The 16,383-nt window shown below is 52.8% G+C and carries 12 protein-coding genes and 1 tRNA gene; 2 read left to right on the top strand and 11 right to left on the bottom strand.

What is annotated here, in order from left to right:
* Nucleotides 1-2: 2 nt before the first annotated feature.
* Together glmS and glmU are read right to left on the bottom strand one after the other, a co-directional pair.
* Nucleotides 3-1,829 (bottom strand): glutamine--fructose-6-phosphate transaminase (isomerizing), encoded by a 1,827-nt coding sequence (glmS, locus tag K1718_RS14755; RefSeq protein ID WP_265681896.1) that lies wholly within the window; start codon nt 1,827-1,829, stop codon nt 3-5.
* A 120-nt stretch (nt 1,830-1,949) separates the two neighbouring features.
* Entirely contained in the window at nt 1,950-3,305 is a 1,356-nt protein-coding gene (gene glmU, locus K1718_RS14750; RefSeq protein ID WP_265681898.1) for a bifunctional UDP-N-acetylglucosamine diphosphorylase/glucosamine-1-phosphate N-acetyltransferase GlmU, read from the bottom strand.
* A 182-nt stretch (nt 3,306-3,487) separates the two neighbouring features.
* Between glmU and K1718_RS14745 the strand changes: the two genes are divergently transcribed.
* Nucleotides 3,488-4,714: a hypothetical protein gene (locus K1718_RS14745; RefSeq protein WP_265681900.1), complete on the top strand. Its 1,227-nt coding sequence runs from the start codon at nt 3,488-3,490 to the stop codon at nt 4,712-4,714.
* 101 nt (nt 4,715-4,815) lie between these two features.
* Here the strand turns inward: K1718_RS14745 and K1718_RS14740 are convergent, their stop codons facing one another.
* From K1718_RS14740 to K1718_RS14730, 3 genes are all read right to left on the bottom strand, one after another.
* Complete coding sequence (locus K1718_RS14740) at nt 4,816-5,556, bottom strand: cytochrome c biogenesis CcdA family protein (RefSeq protein ID WP_152501643.1); 741 nt, start codon at nt 5,554-5,556, stop codon at nt 4,816-4,818.
* Nucleotides 5,557-5,686: 130 nt separating this feature from the next.
* On the bottom strand, nt 5,687-6,637 hold the full coding sequence (locus tag K1718_RS14735) for a TAXI family TRAP transporter solute-binding subunit (RefSeq protein ID WP_285806016.1): 951 nt from the start codon (nt 6,635-6,637) through the stop codon (nt 5,687-5,689).
* A 292-nt stretch (nt 6,638-6,929) separates the two neighbouring features.
* Nucleotides 6,930-7,223, bottom strand: a complete 294-nt coding sequence (locus tag K1718_RS14730; RefSeq protein WP_152501642.1) for a hypothetical protein — start codon at nt 7,221-7,223, stop codon at nt 6,930-6,932.
* Between the two features lie 371 nt (nt 7,224-7,594).
* Between K1718_RS14730 and K1718_RS14725 the strand changes: the two genes are divergently transcribed.
* Nucleotides 7,595-7,670, top strand: a tRNA-Lys gene (locus tag K1718_RS14725).
* A 240-nt stretch (nt 7,671-7,910) separates the two neighbouring features.
* On the opposite strand, the gene K1718_RS14720 is transcribed toward K1718_RS14725, so the two are convergent.
* The 6 genes from K1718_RS14720 to tpiA all read right to left on the bottom strand — a co-directional run bounded on the left by K1718_RS14720 (nt 7,911) and on the right by tpiA (nt 16,281).
* Nucleotides 7,911-11,060 (bottom strand): efflux RND transporter permease subunit, encoded by a 3,150-nt coding sequence (locus K1718_RS14720; protein WP_152501641.1) that lies wholly within the window; start codon nt 11,058-11,060, stop codon nt 7,911-7,913.
* Complete coding sequence (locus tag K1718_RS14715) at nt 11,061-12,224, bottom strand: efflux RND transporter periplasmic adaptor subunit (RefSeq protein WP_265681905.1); 1,164 nt, start codon at nt 12,222-12,224, stop codon at nt 11,061-11,063. It lies immediately after the preceding gene.
* Nucleotides 12,225-12,406: 182 nt separating this feature from the next.
* Entirely contained in the window at nt 12,407-13,240 is an 834-nt protein-coding gene (locus K1718_RS14710) for a VOC family protein (protein ID WP_265681906.1), read from the bottom strand.
* Between the two features lie 27 nt (nt 13,241-13,267).
* Nucleotides 13,268-14,896, bottom strand: a complete 1,629-nt coding sequence (locus K1718_RS14705; protein ID WP_152501638.1) for a CTP synthase — start codon at nt 14,894-14,896, stop codon at nt 13,268-13,270.
* 132 nt (nt 14,897-15,028) lie between these two features.
* Complete coding sequence (secG, locus tag K1718_RS14700; protein WP_152501637.1) at nt 15,029-15,412, bottom strand: preprotein translocase subunit SecG; 384 nt, start codon at nt 15,410-15,412, stop codon at nt 15,029-15,031.
* Between the two features lie 110 nt (nt 15,413-15,522).
* Nucleotides 15,523-16,281 carry a triose-phosphate isomerase gene (gene tpiA / locus K1718_RS14695; RefSeq protein WP_265681910.1) on the bottom strand — a complete coding sequence of 253 codons (759 nt, stop codon included), beginning with the start codon at nt 16,279-16,281 and terminating at the stop codon, nt 15,523-15,525.
* Nucleotides 16,282-16,383: the final 102 nt, after the last annotated feature.

Below are 16,383 nucleotides of genomic sequence, written 5' to 3'. Positions count from 1 at the left end.
GGCTATTCCACTGTCACTGATTTGGCGAGGTTTCGAGGCTGATCGACATCCGTACCCATGAAAACCGCAGTGTGGTAGGCAATGAGCTGTACCGGCAAGGCATATATGATCGGCGCAACAATATCCGACATATCCGGCAGAACGACGGTATTTTGCGCTGCATTCCCGCATTCTCGTGCGCCGCGCTGGTCTGTAATGAGCACAATGTTACCACCGCGCGCGGCAACTTCCTGCATATTGGAAACGGTCTTTTCGTAAATTCCATCATATGGAGCAATAACGAAGACAGGCATGTTCTCATCGATTAACGCGATAGGCCCGTGCTTCAACTCACCCGCCGCATAACCTTCCGCGTGGATATAGGAAAGTTCCTTGAGTTTGAGCGCGCCCTCCAAAGCAAGCGGGAAATTTGTTGCCCGTCCGAGATAAAGCGCATTGTTGGCTTTCGAAAGAGGTTGCGAGAGCCTTTCAATATCGGCTTCCAATCCAAGTGCCTTCAGCGCAAGGCTCGGTACTTCCGTCAGCTCTGCAACGAGTGAATGTTCGCGTTCAGGTGAAAGCACCCCGCGTTCCCGGCCAGCCTGAAGCGCAAGCGCTGCAAGAACAGCAAGTTGGCACGTGAAAGCCTTTGTTGACGCGACGCCAATTTCCGGGCCTGCGATTGTTGGAAAGACCATGTCAGCTTCGCGCGCGATCGTGCTTTCCGGAACATTGACGATGGCCCCGATTGCTGCCCCGTGCTCTTTGCAATACCTCAGCGAAGCTAGTGTGTCGGCCGTTTCCCCGGACTGCGAGATGAAAAGCGCTGTATCCCGCTCTCCGACAGGAGTTTCCCGGTACCGAAACTCGCTTGCTATATCGATTTCGACTGGAAGACGCGCGTATTTCTCAAACCAGTATTTGGCAACAAGGCCAGCCAGATATGCGGTTCCACACGCTGTCACAATCAGCCTGGAAAGGTCTTTGAATTTGAGTGCTTGCGCGCCATCAACCCTCGCCGTCTTTGCAGAATAATCAAAGTACCGAGACAGTGTATGACCAAGCACTTCTGGCTGTTCGTGAATTTCCTTGGCCATAAAATGCTTGTAGTTGCCCTTGTCCATCAGGCTGGACGTCACTGAAGACCTGGATTCAGGGCGAATTACTTTGTTGTTGTCCTGGTCAAAGATCTCGGCACCCGAACGGGTCACAACAGCCCAATCACCCTCTTCCAGATAAGTGATGCGGTCCGTGAAAGGCGAAAGCGCGATCGCGTCAGAGCCTAAAAACATTTCTCCTTCACCATGGCCAACGGCCAATGGCGACCCCTTGCGCGCACCAATCAGCAAGTTCTCTTCGCCTTCAAAAAGAAGGGCGAGAGCAAAGGCTCCCTTCAGTCTTGGCAGCACATGGGCAACGGCTTCTTTGGGAGACATCCCTTCAGCCATTGCAATATTGATGAGATGTGCGACAACTTCCGTGTCTGTCTCAGTATCCAGAATGGCTCCGGCGGCAACAATTTCGTCCCGTAAATCGAGATAGTTTTCAATAATGCCATTGTGAACAACCGAGACAGCGCCAGCCTGATGCGGATGGGCATTTGAGACCGTGGGTGCTCCATGCGTTGCCCATCGCGTGTGCCCTATCCCGGATGTGCCGGAAAGCGGCGCATTTTCGAGGGAATTTTCCAAATTGCGCAGTTTGCCTTCCGCACGACGGCGCACGATCTTTCCTTCGACCAGCGTTGCCACGCCGGCAGAGTCATAGCCACGATATTCCAGTCTTTTCAGGGAATCTATGATCCGGGGAGCTGCTTCAATATCGCCCAGAATGCCGACAATGCCACACATGAGAAATGCCTTAAAAACCTGATTTGTCTGATTGCATTGCTTTAGACGACTGAGCCTCAGGGACTGAAATCAAACCCTGTTTCAGAACGTGACAAGCAATTGCCTAAAGCCTGAAAACCATCAGGATTTTGCATCCTTGGCTGCCTGCAATTCTTCACGAAGCTTTTTCGCCCGTCCGGGTTTTTCGGTTTGCTTCGACCGGCCAAAGACAAGCGAATCTCTCGAAACATCGTCAGTGATCACGCTTCCAGCTGACACAAAAGCGCCGTTGCCGAGCTTGACAGGAGCAACAAGTGTTGAGTTGGATCCGACAAAACTTCCGGCACCAATCTCTGTTCTGTGCTTGAGGTAACCATCGTAGTTACAAGTTATTGTTCCCGCGCCTATATTGGATTTTGATCCAACACTGGCATCGCCGATGTAACTGAGATGGTTGGCCTTTGCGCCGGAACCGAATGTCGCGTTCTTCACCTCAACAAAATTCCCGACACGCGTATCTGTTCCAAGCACAGCACCTGGACGCAAGCGGGCATAAGGCCCAACGATACTGTCAGCTCCGACAGTGGCTCCTTCCAGATGGCTGAATGCCCGGATTTTTGCCCCTTTCGCCACTTTCACCCCAGTTGCAAAAACGACATTCTGTTCGACAATGACCCCGGTTTCGAGATCAGTGTCGTGCGAAAAGAACACTGTGTGAGGTGCAAGAAGCGTGCAGCCTTTCTCGAGCGCTTCCTTGCGCATTCGTTTCTGGAAATCGGCTTCGCAAGATGCAAGCTGAAGACGCGTGTTGATCCCTTGGGTTTCGGTCTCTGAACCGGTGACCGCCACGACTTTCAAACCGCGCGTATTTGCAAGTTCAACCGCATCTGTAAGGTAAAACTCGTTCTTTGCGTTATTATTTCCGATCGCCTGTAGCAGCGACAAGGCATGTTTCCCTGCAAAACCCATTATGCCTGAGTTACAAACTGTGATTTTGCGTTCTTCTTCACTTGCGTCCTTTTCCTCGCGAATGGCTATCAGTTGCTCGTCTTTGATGAGCAAACGGCCATATCCAAACGGATTTGCAGATCTGAACCCCAGAACGGCGACATCAGCACCTGATTGCAAAGCCTGACGAACCTTCATGATTGTCGAAGCGGTCACCAGAGGCGTGTCCCCGAAAACCACGACGACATCATCGGCTTCGATTTCCAATGCAGGTTTAGCCGACAAAACAGCATGCGCCGTTCCAAGCCTTTCATGCTGGACATAACAACGCGCTGTTGATGCTAGTCGATAAACGAGCTCTTCAAGCTGTGGCATATCAGGGCCGGTGACCACTGATATTCTGTCAGAACCGGCTTGTTGCAACGTTTTTAATACATGCCCAACCATCGGCAGGCCACCGATTTCATGCATCACCTTTGGCAAATCAGACTTCATGCGTGTGCCGAGGCCGGCGGCAAGGACAATTGAGAGGCAGCTGCGCGTTGTCATGGAAGTCCCATTTTTGAAGGCATGTGACGATCAGGTGGAATCGGTCTTTATATGCCCCGATCCACAGAACATTGAAAGATCTGACTTAAGCACCATTTCCGTTTGCTGTCCGTTAACCATAATTAGCACCTGATACGTTATTCTCAGTGAGATTCGTTATTCGCGATCGGGAAACCGGGTAATTGGCAAAGACTCAGGAACAAAAAACATTCAAGGATACCATCCGTGAAACCTTCACGCCTTCGCGCGTCGGGCTGCTTTCCTGGGCATTCATTGCGGTTATCATGGGAACAATTGGAGTTGCCTCCTATCAGTTCGGTGGTGACACTCCCAATCGATCCTCAGGATCGCTGGTAACGTCCGGCCTCGTGCTCCCGCCCGCAGGCGATATCGAGACAACTGCGTCGATCCCCACATCTGGGCGCATTCCGGTGGAAATCCTCCAGGTGCCGCCAAACAGGCTGGATTTTGATGCGGTTAATCTGAATCAAAGCCAGATTGAAGTTCTTCAACGCGAAATTGTCGGCCTTCGCCGGAGGCTCAGCGCGTTGACCGAACAGAATATGGCGTATTCTCAGCGAATAGCGGCTCTGGAGAAGCAGGTGGCGGTTGCAAAGCTTTCCGACGCTGCCCAATCAAAAGCACAAGGCGACGCAAGCATTGAACCTGTACCGGGTGTCGTCATCACGAGGGCGAAACCTGACCTGCAAAGCACAACGGACTCTCAGCCAGCGGTCCCAGGCAAACCGAGCTTCGCCGTGGAATCAAAGCCTGAAAAAGAAATACAGACCGGCAACAATCGGGAAAACACACAGAAAAACGTCCCGCCTCGCCGAATTGCAATTCACACACCCCAAGGCACCCCGCCCGGCGATCCAGTCGCAAATGTCGAAAACCAGGAACCTGTTCGGATCGTGCAATTGCCGGAAGTTGAACCCGGTCCAATCGTGACCGGTTCAATACCAACCCAGGCAATAGATACCTTCCCTGAACAAACAACGCCTCCAGCTGCTCCATTTGATGCCAATCCGACACAAACCCGCGCCAAACCCACAATCATATCTCCGTCGAGCGCAGCAGGAAGATTGCGTGGAGGTGGTGAAAACCAGATCAAACGCAGTGATTTCGGTGCGGTGATCGGTCACTACAGCAGCATCGCTGCTGCCGCGAAAGCCTGGGCCGACTTTAAAGAGCAGAACGAAGAACGCATGAGAGATCTACGCCCACTTCTCATGAACAGGCAAGTCGCTGAAGGCGGTGTCGCCCTTCTTGTCGGACCTTTTGGAAATGCCGCCGATGCAGCTGTCGCCTGCCTACATTTGCTGGACGTAACAAGCTTGTGCCACCCTGCCCTTTATGCCGGTGAGCCTTTGATTGCAGCGGCCGAATTCAGGGACAGTGCGTTCTAGGAACAAGTCGTTTCTTGAACGGAACGTGGTGAACCGAGATCGGCAGCTCCCAAACCTGGTTTCTCGACTCATCCGTCACAATTCCAAGAGTTGCTTTTGTCTTATCCGATGTACTGAAACGCTGGAAATGTCTCCAGTAGCCAATATGAGAATACGGCCATTTGTCCGGTCAAAAACAGCACCCCGGTTAGTACAAGCACACCACCCATGGCTTTTTCCACCGCCCCCATATGCTTGCGGAAGCGTTTCATGAAATTGAGGAACGGGCCTGCGAAAAGGGCTGCGATCAGGAACGGAACGCCCAGTCCGACTGCATAAGCACTCAAAAGAAGCGCTCCCTGACCGACGGTATCCTCAGTGCCCGCCACAAACAGGATAGCGGCAAGGATCGGACCGACGCACGGCGTCCAGCCAAATCCGAAAGCTAGCCCGATGACATAAGCACCCAACGGGCCCGCGGGCTTTCTATCAACGTGCACTCTTGCTTCTCGATACAGAAGACCGATCCGAAACACCCCAAGAAAGTGAAGACCCATGATGATGATTGCGACGCCCGCGATATATCCGAGGTAGTCAAGATAGGCCCGGATAAACTGACCAAGAAAACTTGCTGTTGCGCCTAACAGTACAAAGACTGTCGAAAATCCGAGCACAAAAATCAACGCGCTGAAAAAAACTCGGCGGGTCGCACTATGCTTGTCCTCATCTTCACCTGTGAGCTCTTCAAGCGAAACTCCGGCAAGAAAACCGAGATAGGGAGGCACGAGAGGCAGCACACATGGAGAGACGAATGACAGGACACCTGCCAATGCGGCGCCAACTATTGTCACATCCTGGATCATCTAGGTTTCCGGCTTAGATTGCATTGAGTTCCGACCGCAGCCGGGTTGTTTTATCTTCAAACCTGTTTAACTGGAGAGGCGGTTTGCAAAAAGACAAAAGCCACTCACCTTTTAGCGAGGTGACCGCTTCTCAATCGGCTGATGTCGGTTCTGACGGCAATAAGCCCTGTTCCTGGAAGAAGCGCAATGCGCCAGGATGTAGCGGCGCTGCTTCGCCAAAATCGGTCATATCGTTCGCACTCAGTGCCCCAAGCGCCGGGTGAAGATCCTTGAAACCATCAAAGTTCTCGTAGACCGCTTTCACAAGAGTTCTGACGATTTTTTCCGGCATCTTCGCCGATGTCATAAAAGTCGCAACAACACCGAACGAGTCGATTGCTTTTTCATTGCCATAGGTTTCGGCGGGAATGACGGCCCTTTTGTAATAGGGTGACTGTTGAAGCAGGGCTTCGACTGCAGAACTCTCGATACCGAGCAGCCTGACACCGCAAAGCTGCTGTGTTTCTTCAATCAACGCCGCCGGATGACCAATTAACACGAAATATGCATCAATTGAGCCTGTGCAAAGCGCGTCGGCTAATTGCGATGTCCTCAGATTTGAGAGGTTTCCTTGGTCTTCCTCTGCCCAACCTATCCGACGAACAATTGCGGACCAGGAAGCAGCCGAACCGGAACCGCTGCTACCTATATTAATCCGAGCCCCTTTCAAGTCATCGAACTGCCTATAGTCTGAATTTCGCTTCACAACGATGGTGGCAACTTCGGGATGTAACGAGAAAACGGTCCGAAGATCCTCGAACGGTTCGGAAGAAGCAAAGACGGAAGTCCCGTGATAGGCGTGGTGCGCCCAATCCGACTGAACATAGCCAAAATCAAGGTTCCCTTCCCTCAACTGATCAATGTTGGAGATTGAACCAAGCGTGGTTTCAGCCGAGCACCTAACACCATGATCATGACGACTCAGATTGACGATCCTGCAGGTCGCTCCACCAGAAGGGTAGTATACGCCGGTTACTCCGGCGGTGCCGATCGTGACGAAAGATTGTTCAGCGCCCGAAGCCGGGCTATTGGCCGTGGTCAAGGCAGCTGCGATTGTGACAACGGCTAGACAAGAAGATAAAAAACCGCTTCTTGACCCTGGTTTTGTAGAAACAGAATAGATGAACCCAACTCCTCGGCAAGCTCGCACCTTTTGTTTGGCAACGAATACCAAACCAAATGATTTCTGACCAGTTCAGCTTGTCTGGTGAGGTTGGACTAAAGCACTTTACGATATTCAACAAAAAAGGCGCTCAAGCGCCTCATTGTAACCCAGCATTTCCCTTAAGGAACATGCTCCGGCCCCCAACCCAAGGCCGGTCACATTCGTACGTCTAGTTTGCCTTCCCTCCATTAATGACTTCGAACAGCTGCCCTTCCAGAGTCTCCTGATCTGCACCGTCTCTCAAACCCTGGCGCCACTGATCGAGGATCAATCGCAAACCAAGCGTTTCACGGCTATGGGGGAGATCCCCGACGAAAGACGCGAAAAATGCATCCAGCTGTTGTCTGTCTATCAAGCCTTGATCAATCAGTCCGTGAATCAAGGTCATCGTTGCAGCGATGTGCCCTTTCACGAAATCGAACTCCACCGAGCTCGTGTGTGTGTCCATAGTTGTTGATTGCATGTAACCTCTCAAGTGCTCAAAGACGTTACCCCACAAAGCTTTATTGCGCCACCTGACAGTTTTTGCAGGAGAATGATCATTATTTTCTTAAATTTGAATCTACTTGATTAGCATTTAAATTGTATTTGAAATGATTGTATGTATTTGCAATTTTACATCACTATTAGTTTTTGTTTTTATTTAAAAACTCTTTCCCGTTTGAGTTCTCATGAGCGTTTATTCGCCGTTCAAACAGCATTCGCTATGTTTTTTTCGAGGCTGTTGAAAAAATCAAAATTGCCTCTTGCAATGTCCTCTTTGTCGGCCTAAACACACGCCACCAACGCGGCGGCGACGAACGCAGACGCTGTTGTTGCACCGGAAATTGGTGAGAGCCGATAGCTCAGCTGGTAGAGCAACTGACTTTTAATCAGTAGGTCCAGGGTTCGAACCCCTGTCGGCTCACCAATATTTCCAACGACTTAGCAAGCTCCTCCAAAATACAAATGGATTTTTGCCAGCGCGACGCGTGAACGCTGACGCGCAGTTTTTTGTGTTTTCTGAATACACTTGCAAGTCTGTCGGCCCTTCAATGCTGAGCCGGTTCTGATCTCGCTCAAGCCCCCTTAAGAAACGAACCAATTGCTTGGTTGGTTCCATGTATTGGCGCTTAAGACTTCGATAAGCAAGAAAGCTGAAAATCCGGACTTATCCGACCGGATTTTCCTTCTGAATGTGCGTTTCGCCACCCAAGAGGCTTTTCACCTTCTCACGGAGCGTCTGCAGGCTCACATAAAGAATTGGGATCAAGAGAACACCAATCGAGGTTGCAAACAGCATTCCACCAAACACCGCAAAACCGATGGCTTTCTGGCTTGCTGCACCGGCACTAGAAGCCGTCATCAACGGCACAACACCCAGCAGGAACGACAGAGCGGTCATCATGACGGCACGAAAGCGCAAATGCGCCGCCTCAACAGCCGCATCGCGAATACCTTTACCGCTGTCACGTTGTTCCATTGCGAATTCGACAATCAGAATCGCATTCTTGGCCCCCATGCCCACAAGCATGATCATTCCGATCTGCGTGTAGAGATTGACGTCGCCGCCCGTCACAAAAACCGCAACCAGGGCGCCAAGAATTGCAAATGAGACCGACATCAAAATGGCGACCGGCATCGTCCAGCTCTCGTACTGAGCAACCAGGAACAAATAGGTGAAAAGCACCGACAACATGAGAATGAACATCACAATGTTGCCAGACCCTAGCTGCTGGAGTGCGGTGCCCGTCCATTCATAGGTATATCCGGGTGGCAAGGCTTCCTGAGCAGCAGTCTGAACCTCGTTGATGACCACGCCCGTCGATGCACCGGGAGCCGGATCAGCCATCACGGCAGCAGAGCGGAACATATTGTAGCGCGTCAGGATCTGAGGGCCGAGGACGTTCTGCGTTGTCAGGATGCTGCGCATTGGCACCATCGTTCCTTCGTCGGTGCGCACATAAAGCGCGCCGATATCTTCAACACGGTCTCGAAACTGACCCTCAGCCTGGATCATAACCTTGTAAACGCGGCCAAAGATATTGAAGTCGTTGATATAGTAGGATCCAAGATAAGCCTGCAACGTCGTAAAGACATCGGAGACGTTGATCCCGAGGGTCTTGGCCTTCTGCCGATCAAGGTCAACGAACACCTGTGGCACGTTCGCCCTGAAGGTTGAATATGCGCGCGCGATGTCTGCACTTTGGTTGGCCGAGTAGACCATGGAACCCACTGCAGACGCGAGATCCTGAGGAGTTCCGTCCGCAGTTTGCTGCAACATCATCTGGACACCGCCGGTCGTACCTAGGCCTGGAATGGGAGGCGGATTGAAGGCGATGATGTTTGCGCCCGGGATTGTCGAAAACTCTGCCCAGAATTTTCCAAGTATTGCATCGATCTTGAGATCCGGCTGTTGCCGGTCTTCCCAGTTGCTCATCGTTGCAATGACGAGCGCTGCATTCGAAGAGGTCGCGCCGTTCAGGATAGAAAACCCGTTCACGATCACGACGTTTTCAACTCCAGGGGTGTTTGATGTCAGCTCAACAACACGCTCAGTAACACTCTCGGTGCGTTGGAGCGAAGCACCGTCCGGCAGCTGCACATCGACCATGAGGTACCCCTGGTCTTCCGATGGCAGAAAACCTTGAGGCAATGTTCCGCCGAGCGTGACAATAACCGCTATCACACCGGCAACAATCGCAACGCCGACAAATGCAACACGCACAAGCCTGCGTACGATTGCGGTATAGCCATCTCTGATCGATGTAATGCCTCGGTCGAACATTCCCATGATGCCGCGAGGCGGACCAGAACGAGCTTTAAGGATAAGGCCGCAAAGCGCAGGAGACAGGGTCAAGGCGTTGATCGACGAGATCACGACAGACACGGAAATCGTAACCGCAAACTGCGAATAGAGCCGACCTGTAATGCCGGGCATAAAGATTGTAGGCACAAAAACAGCCAGCAGAACCAAGGTGGTGGCAATCACCGGACTGGTGATCTGTTCCATGGCCTTTGCGGTTGCTTCCTTGGGCGGCAATCCTTCATCCGCAATGATGCGTTCCACGTTCTCAACGACAACGATCGCATCATCAACAACGATACCAATCGCCAGAACCAGAGCGAACAGCGAGATGGTATTGAGTGACATGCCGAGCGCAAGCAGCACCGCAAACGTTCCGATCAGCGAAACCGGGATGGCAACGGTGGGAATGATCGTCGCCCGCCAATTGCCAAGGAACACAAATACGACTGAGACAACGAGCAGGAAGGTCAGAAAGAGCGTCGCGATCACGTCATCCAGGGATGCCTGGACAAAGTCGGTCGTGTTAAACGGCACGCCATAGGCCATGTCGGGAGGAAATGTTTCAGACAGACTATCCAGGCGTTTCAAGACATCTTCGGCAACCTGCAAAGCGTTGGCACCCGGTGCCTGATAGATTGCAAGAACGGTGGACGGCTGTCCGTTGAATTCACCGGAGGCATTATAGAATTGCGCTCCGAGCTCGACACGAGCGACATCACCAATCGTGACAGTGGCCCCGTCGTCGCCGGTTCGAAGCACAATCTCTTCAAACTCTTCGGGTGTCGACAGTCGCCCCTTGGCCTTGATTGTGTACTGAAACTGCTGCCCATCAGGAACCGGTGGCGCTCCGATCTGACCCGCGGCAACCTGAATGTTCTGGTCACGAACCGCGTTGATAAAATCCGTCGGTGTCATGCCAAGGCTTGTCAGCTTGTCTGGATCGAGCCAGATCCGCATACCGTAGGCAAAGTCTGTCATGACATCTGCGCGGCCAACGCCTTGGACGCGCGCCAGCGCATCCTTCAGATTGATCGAGGCATAGTTTGACAGAAAAACTTCGTCATATGTGCCTTTCGGCGAATACAACGTTACAACCAGCAACATGTTTGTGCTGGCCTTCTGGACCGTCACGCCATTGGCTGTAACTTCGCTCGGCAGCTGGCTGGTCGCCTGGCTCACACGGTTCTGAGTATTGACTGTCGCAATGTCCGGGTCTGTTCCGACATTGAATGTCACGTTCAAGGAATAGTTGCCGCTGTCGTTGCTGGTCGACTGCATGTAAATCATGTCGTCGACGCCATTGACCTGCCCCTCGATCGGCGCAGCTACCGTTTCTTCAAGAACTTCAGCGTTCGCTCCAGTATAAGTCGCCGATACGTTGACGACTGGCGGCGTAATATTCGGAAACTGTTCAACAGGAAGCGCCAGATAACCCAGGATCCCGGCGATCGTAATCACAATTGAAATAACCAGCGCAAATTTTGGCCGGTAGATGAAAAATTTTGAAAACATTTAGCTTTGCTCCGCCGGCTTGGCTGCAAGGTCGGGGGTTACCTCGACACCGGGCCTGACTTTCTGCAAGCCTTCGATGATAACCTCATCACCTTCCGCCAGTCCTTTGGTCACCACAAAATTTGTTTCGATTTGCTGCCCGAGCTCTACATATTTTTGCTCGACCTTCTTGTCGGAGGTAACGGCAAGCGCAAAAGCACCTTGCTGATCGCGCTGAATGGCGGCCTGCGGAACAACTAGCGCGGTTTCCGTTTTGGGAGCTTCAAGCACAACGGTGACATAGGTTCCTGCCAACAGGCGCACGTCCTCGTTCTGGAATTGGCCTCTGAACGATATAGTCCCGGTGGTTGGATCTACCTGATTGTCGATATAGACAATCTTGCCCTTCTCTCCGTATGTCTCGCCATTGGGGAGAACAAGACTTATGTCTGGCGACTCATCCGGGCTGATGTCTGCCGGTTTGATGCCATGCGTTTTCACCGCGTCCAGATACTGCGCTTCTGACACCGAAAAATTCACATAGACGGGCGCGAGCCGGATGAGCTTCGCAAGCGGCTGCGTTGTCGGACCAACGACTTCGCCGACGCTGTATGTCGATTTGCCGATCTGGCCGGGAAACGGCGCGGATACATTCGTATAGCTCAAATTGAGTTCGGCCTGCTGAAGAGCTGATTGAGCAGCCTCAACTGAAGCTTCGGCTTGCTGCTTTTGCGCAAGTGTCGCCTCATAAGCGGCCTCAGAAACGTGCCCCTTCTCCAACAAGTCCTTGTCACGCTTTTCATCCGCAGCCTTCAGGGCCGAATCGGCTTTTGCGCTCGCAACGTCGGCTTTGGCCTTGGTCAGCTCCGCTTCGTATTGCGCTTTTTCGATTGTGAACAAGAGATCGTCCTGTTTCACGACAGAACCGTCCGGGACCGATTTGTCCTCCAGAAATCCGCTGACACGCGCAATCAGGTCGACCTGATCGACGGCCGCGATTTGTCCAACAAAACGCGCACTTTCGCGTACATCCTGCGATGTCACCTTTGCAACAGTGACTGCGGGTGGTGGTGCCGCAGGTGCTTCCGTCTGCTGAGAACTGTCCGAGCAACCTGCCAGAATAACGGCAGTGACTCCGGCAATAGCAATTGAACGGTGAAAAGAGGAAAAATGAAAAATGGCCATTCATGAAGCTCCGCTGTCAGACCCTTGAGGCCGAGGCGCACGATCGAACTTCACTATAAAAGGACTTGTTGATTCAACAAGAGATTATTCTGGTCGCGCCTGTTCGCGCACACGATAAATTGCGTCAGGTTTTCAACTCGGTGAGTTGTCTTTGAAAGCCGCGGACTAGACTTCAGCCGACACTACTTATGCTCTTTGGCCGGCTTGAGCACAATCGTGAGACCGAAGAGTTCATTGGCGGGAACGATCCTGGTCGCATCAAGGCAGTCACATTCAAACTCCAATGCAACCAAAAGCGGCAGATCACCGACAACGGCATTGGCGGCGGCTTCTCCGACAAGCGATTTGTATCCTGCGGGGCTGATCACAAACACCTTTCCCCGAGGCGTCTCCAACTCCAATCCAAGACTGGTGGCCCGCATCTCGCGTTGCCCAGCAAAAGCGCCCAGAAATTCATGATGATCCGACGGATCTTCGGCAAGCATATAAACAGTTTGCACTGTGCGCGCGCCGTTTGCATGCGTCTGAAAATCTTGTTTCCAGAAGTTCTCGGGGTATTTGTTGAAACACGTAAAATAGCCGATCTGTGGAGAGAGCGGATTGTTCAAGATCGTCAAGTCGAAGGCGACAGATGCTGTGGACCCGTCTTTCAGATGAGCTGTGCGTTCAAAAGAAAACGGTTCATAGAGGTCGAGACCTGACTTCAAGAACGCATCACGGTCTTCCGCAGCACCCTTGCTTTCCAGGACCAGCATGCTGGCCCCTTCTCTTTGCGACAGAAAGTCCCGATTGAAAGCGCCAAATGAAAAGTGTTTTCCTGCTGGCTCCTCAATAAGGCTCGCGTCAGCCACACTCAACAACTCGATAAAGAAGCCATCAACCTGAATCAGCCGATTTGCCGTACCCCAAGGGTGTCGGTTCTCGGGCGTCACCGTAAAACCAAGCTCGGCATAAGCACGACCGGCTGCATCAAGATCTTTTACTGCGACGACGATATGATCAAGACCGCGCACCATGGCCATTCCTTCGGGTTGAACGTTCAATCAGACCAGACGACTCTGCTGAACCGCAGCACCGACAAACGAAGCAAAAAGCGGATGAGGTTCGAAGGGTCTAGACTTGAGCTCCGGGTGGTATTGCACACCGATGAACCAAGGATGATCATCAATTTCAACGGTCTCCGGCAACACCCCGTCCGGGGATGTCCCGGCAAAGATCAGACCGCAGTCTTCAAGGCGCTCGCGGTAGCCGATATTGACCTCATAGCGATGACGATGACGCTCTGAAATCACGGTCGTTTCATAAATCTCGGCAATTTTCGATCCCGCCTTCAATGCGGCAGGATAAGCACCAAGTCGCATCGTGCCACCCAGGTCACCATCGGCAACGCGGGTCTCCTTTTCGTTGCCCTTGGTCCATTCCGTCATCAAACCAACGACCGGTTCCTTTGCTGGTCCGAATTCAGTGGAATTGGCGTTCTTAATTCCGGCAAGGTTGCGAGCGGCTTCCAAAACGGCCATCTGCATCCCGAAACAGATACCGAAATAAGGGATGTTTCTAGTCCGGGCGTAGTTGGCGGCCGCAATCTTGCCTTCAGCGCCGCGTTCGCCGAAGCCACCGGGCACCAGAATGCCGTGGACACCTTCCAGATAGGGACTTGGGTCCTCTTTCTCGAAAATCTCCGATTCGATCCATTCAAGTTCCACTTTGACACGATTGGCTATTCCACCGTGAACAAGAGCTTCAATCAGCGATTTGTAAGCGTCTTTCAGAACGGTGTATTTGCCGACGATCGCTATTTTGACCTCGCCCTCAGGGTTTGCGACGGCTTCCGAGATACCTTCCCAACGATCAAGCACTGGAGCCGGAGCACCTTTCAGGCCAAAGGCCGCCAGCACTTCACTGTCGAGCCCCTCTTTATGATACGCGATTGGAACATCGTAGATCGACTTGACGTCATAGGCTGGAATGACCGCGCTTTCCCGCACGTTACAGAACAAGGAGAGTTTTCGCTTCTCTGTCTCGGGAATGGGCCGATCACAGCGAATCATCAAGATGTCCGGCTGAATGCCGATTGAACGCAATTCCTTCACCGAGTGCTGAGTCGGCTTGGTTTTCATTTCGCCGGCACTCGGTATGTAAGGCATCAAAGTCAGGTGAACATAGACAACGTCCCCGCGTGGCAGGTCGTTGCCGAGCTGTCGGATTGCTTCAAAGAACGGCAATCCCTCGATGTCTCCAACGGTGCCGCCAATCTCCACGAGAACGAAGTCGTAGTCTTCGTTGCCGGTCACAACGAAGTTCTTGATGGCATCGGTAACATGCGGGATCACCTGTACAGTGCCGCCCAGATAGTCACCGCGACGTTCCTTGGCAATGATATCCTGATAGATGCGCCCGGTGGTAATGTTGTCCTGCTGATTGGCCGGACGCCCGGTAAAGCGTTCATAGTGACCGAGATCGAGATCCGTCTCCGCGCCGTCATCAGTCACGAAGCATTCTCCGTGCTGGTACGGACTCATCGTTCCCGGATCAACGTTGAGATAAGGGTCGAGTTTACGAAGACGTACCTTGTATCCACGGGCCTGAAGCAATGCGCCCAGTGCCGCCGATGCAAGACCTTTTCCAAGCGAGGAAACCACGCCGCCAGTGATGAAGATGTATCGCGCCATGGATCAATACCATATCCTTGCCGAGGGCGCTTTGGCCACTCGGGAGTTGCGTTCTTAACACATAAAAATGCCCTGCGAGATCAGCCGCAGGGCATCTGTTGGATGAAAGGCCGTTGAGCCTTCAGAACCGCCTTATTGCGCGGTCGGCACCTGTGGGCCTGAGGGTGGGCTTAGACCCTGAAGATCATCAAGAATACCGCCTGATCCATTTTGGGTATCCCCATCTTGAACAGCTGGTGCACCATCGATCGCAGCCGGAGCGGCATCCAGGATTGACGCCGGGCTGTCTTCGTTTTTTGCAATCAGGCTAAGCGCCAGGGACGTTGCGAAAAACGCCACCGCCAGGATTGCAGTTGCCCTGGTCAGTATGTTCGCCGTGCCGCGGCTTGACATCAGGCCGCCACCGCCGCCACCGCCGCCAATACCAAGCGCTCCGCCTTCCGAGCGCTGAAGGAGGACAACAAGCACCAGGGCCAGGACGACCATAAGGTGTATTACGATGACTACGGTTTCCATCGAGTGCCATTCTGTATTGAATTCAAGTTTGGCGGCCTTCTACACCAGACCGAGGTGGCTTTCCACCCTTCAATTGCGTCTTGAACACAGAAGCGTCAAGACCTTGCCGATCACGAATAGGCAGCCAGGATACCCAACAAGTCATCGGCCTTAAGGCTGGCTCCCCCTACAAGCGCCCCATTTACATTGTCGACAGACATGAGTTCTCTTGCGTTTGCCGGTTTGACTGAACCGCCATAAAGCAGGCGCATCGCCTGTCCTTCGCTTCCCAGTCGTCCTTCCAAATTGACCCGCATTGCCTTGTGCATTTCTGCCACATCCGCAGCAGTCGGCGTCAATCCGGTACCGATCGCCCAGACCGGTTCATAGGCGACGACAGTGTTTTCAGCTGTCGCACCGTCCGGAATGGATGCATTCAGCTGGCCTTCGACAATCGATACCGCGTTCCCGGCTTTCCGTTCAGCCTCTGTTTCTCCCACGCAAATGATTGCAATCAGACCGGCACGCCAAGCCGCCTGTGCTTTGGCATTTACGATTGCGTCGCTTTCACCATGATCCGTGCGGCGCTCCGAGTGCCCGACAATCACAGCGCTCGCGCCTGCATCGGCCAGCATTTCAGCAGAAATGTCTCCGGTATGGGCGCCAGAAGCAGCGGTGTGGCAATCCTGCCCGCCGATTGCGGGCGGCCCTTTACCGGCTTTCTCGGCCAACAGGGCGGTGAGCGTCGAAGGGGCGCAAATCATCGCGTCAACGGTGTCGGCAACCTCGTCGGAGATACCAACCACCATCTTGTAGAACTCGGCCTGACTGGCCTTCAGGCCATTCATTTTCCAGTTTCCGGCCACCAGCGGCTTGATCGCTGCGCTCATAGTGTTTTTCTCCCAAGGCATGTCAAGAATTTGCCGCCTATAGAGCAGAAGCATCCCAATGTTGCAATCCACACCTGCCCAGCAAAATCAAATCTGCGTTGA

The sequence above is a fragment of the Roseibium porphyridii genome (assembly GCF_026191725.2).
Taxonomy (GTDB): Bacteria; Pseudomonadota; Alphaproteobacteria; order Rhizobiales; family Stappiaceae; genus Roseibium; species Roseibium porphyridii.
The sequence above is the reverse complement of the archived record's forward strand: the minus strand, read 5'-3'. Positions and strand labels throughout refer to the sequence as shown.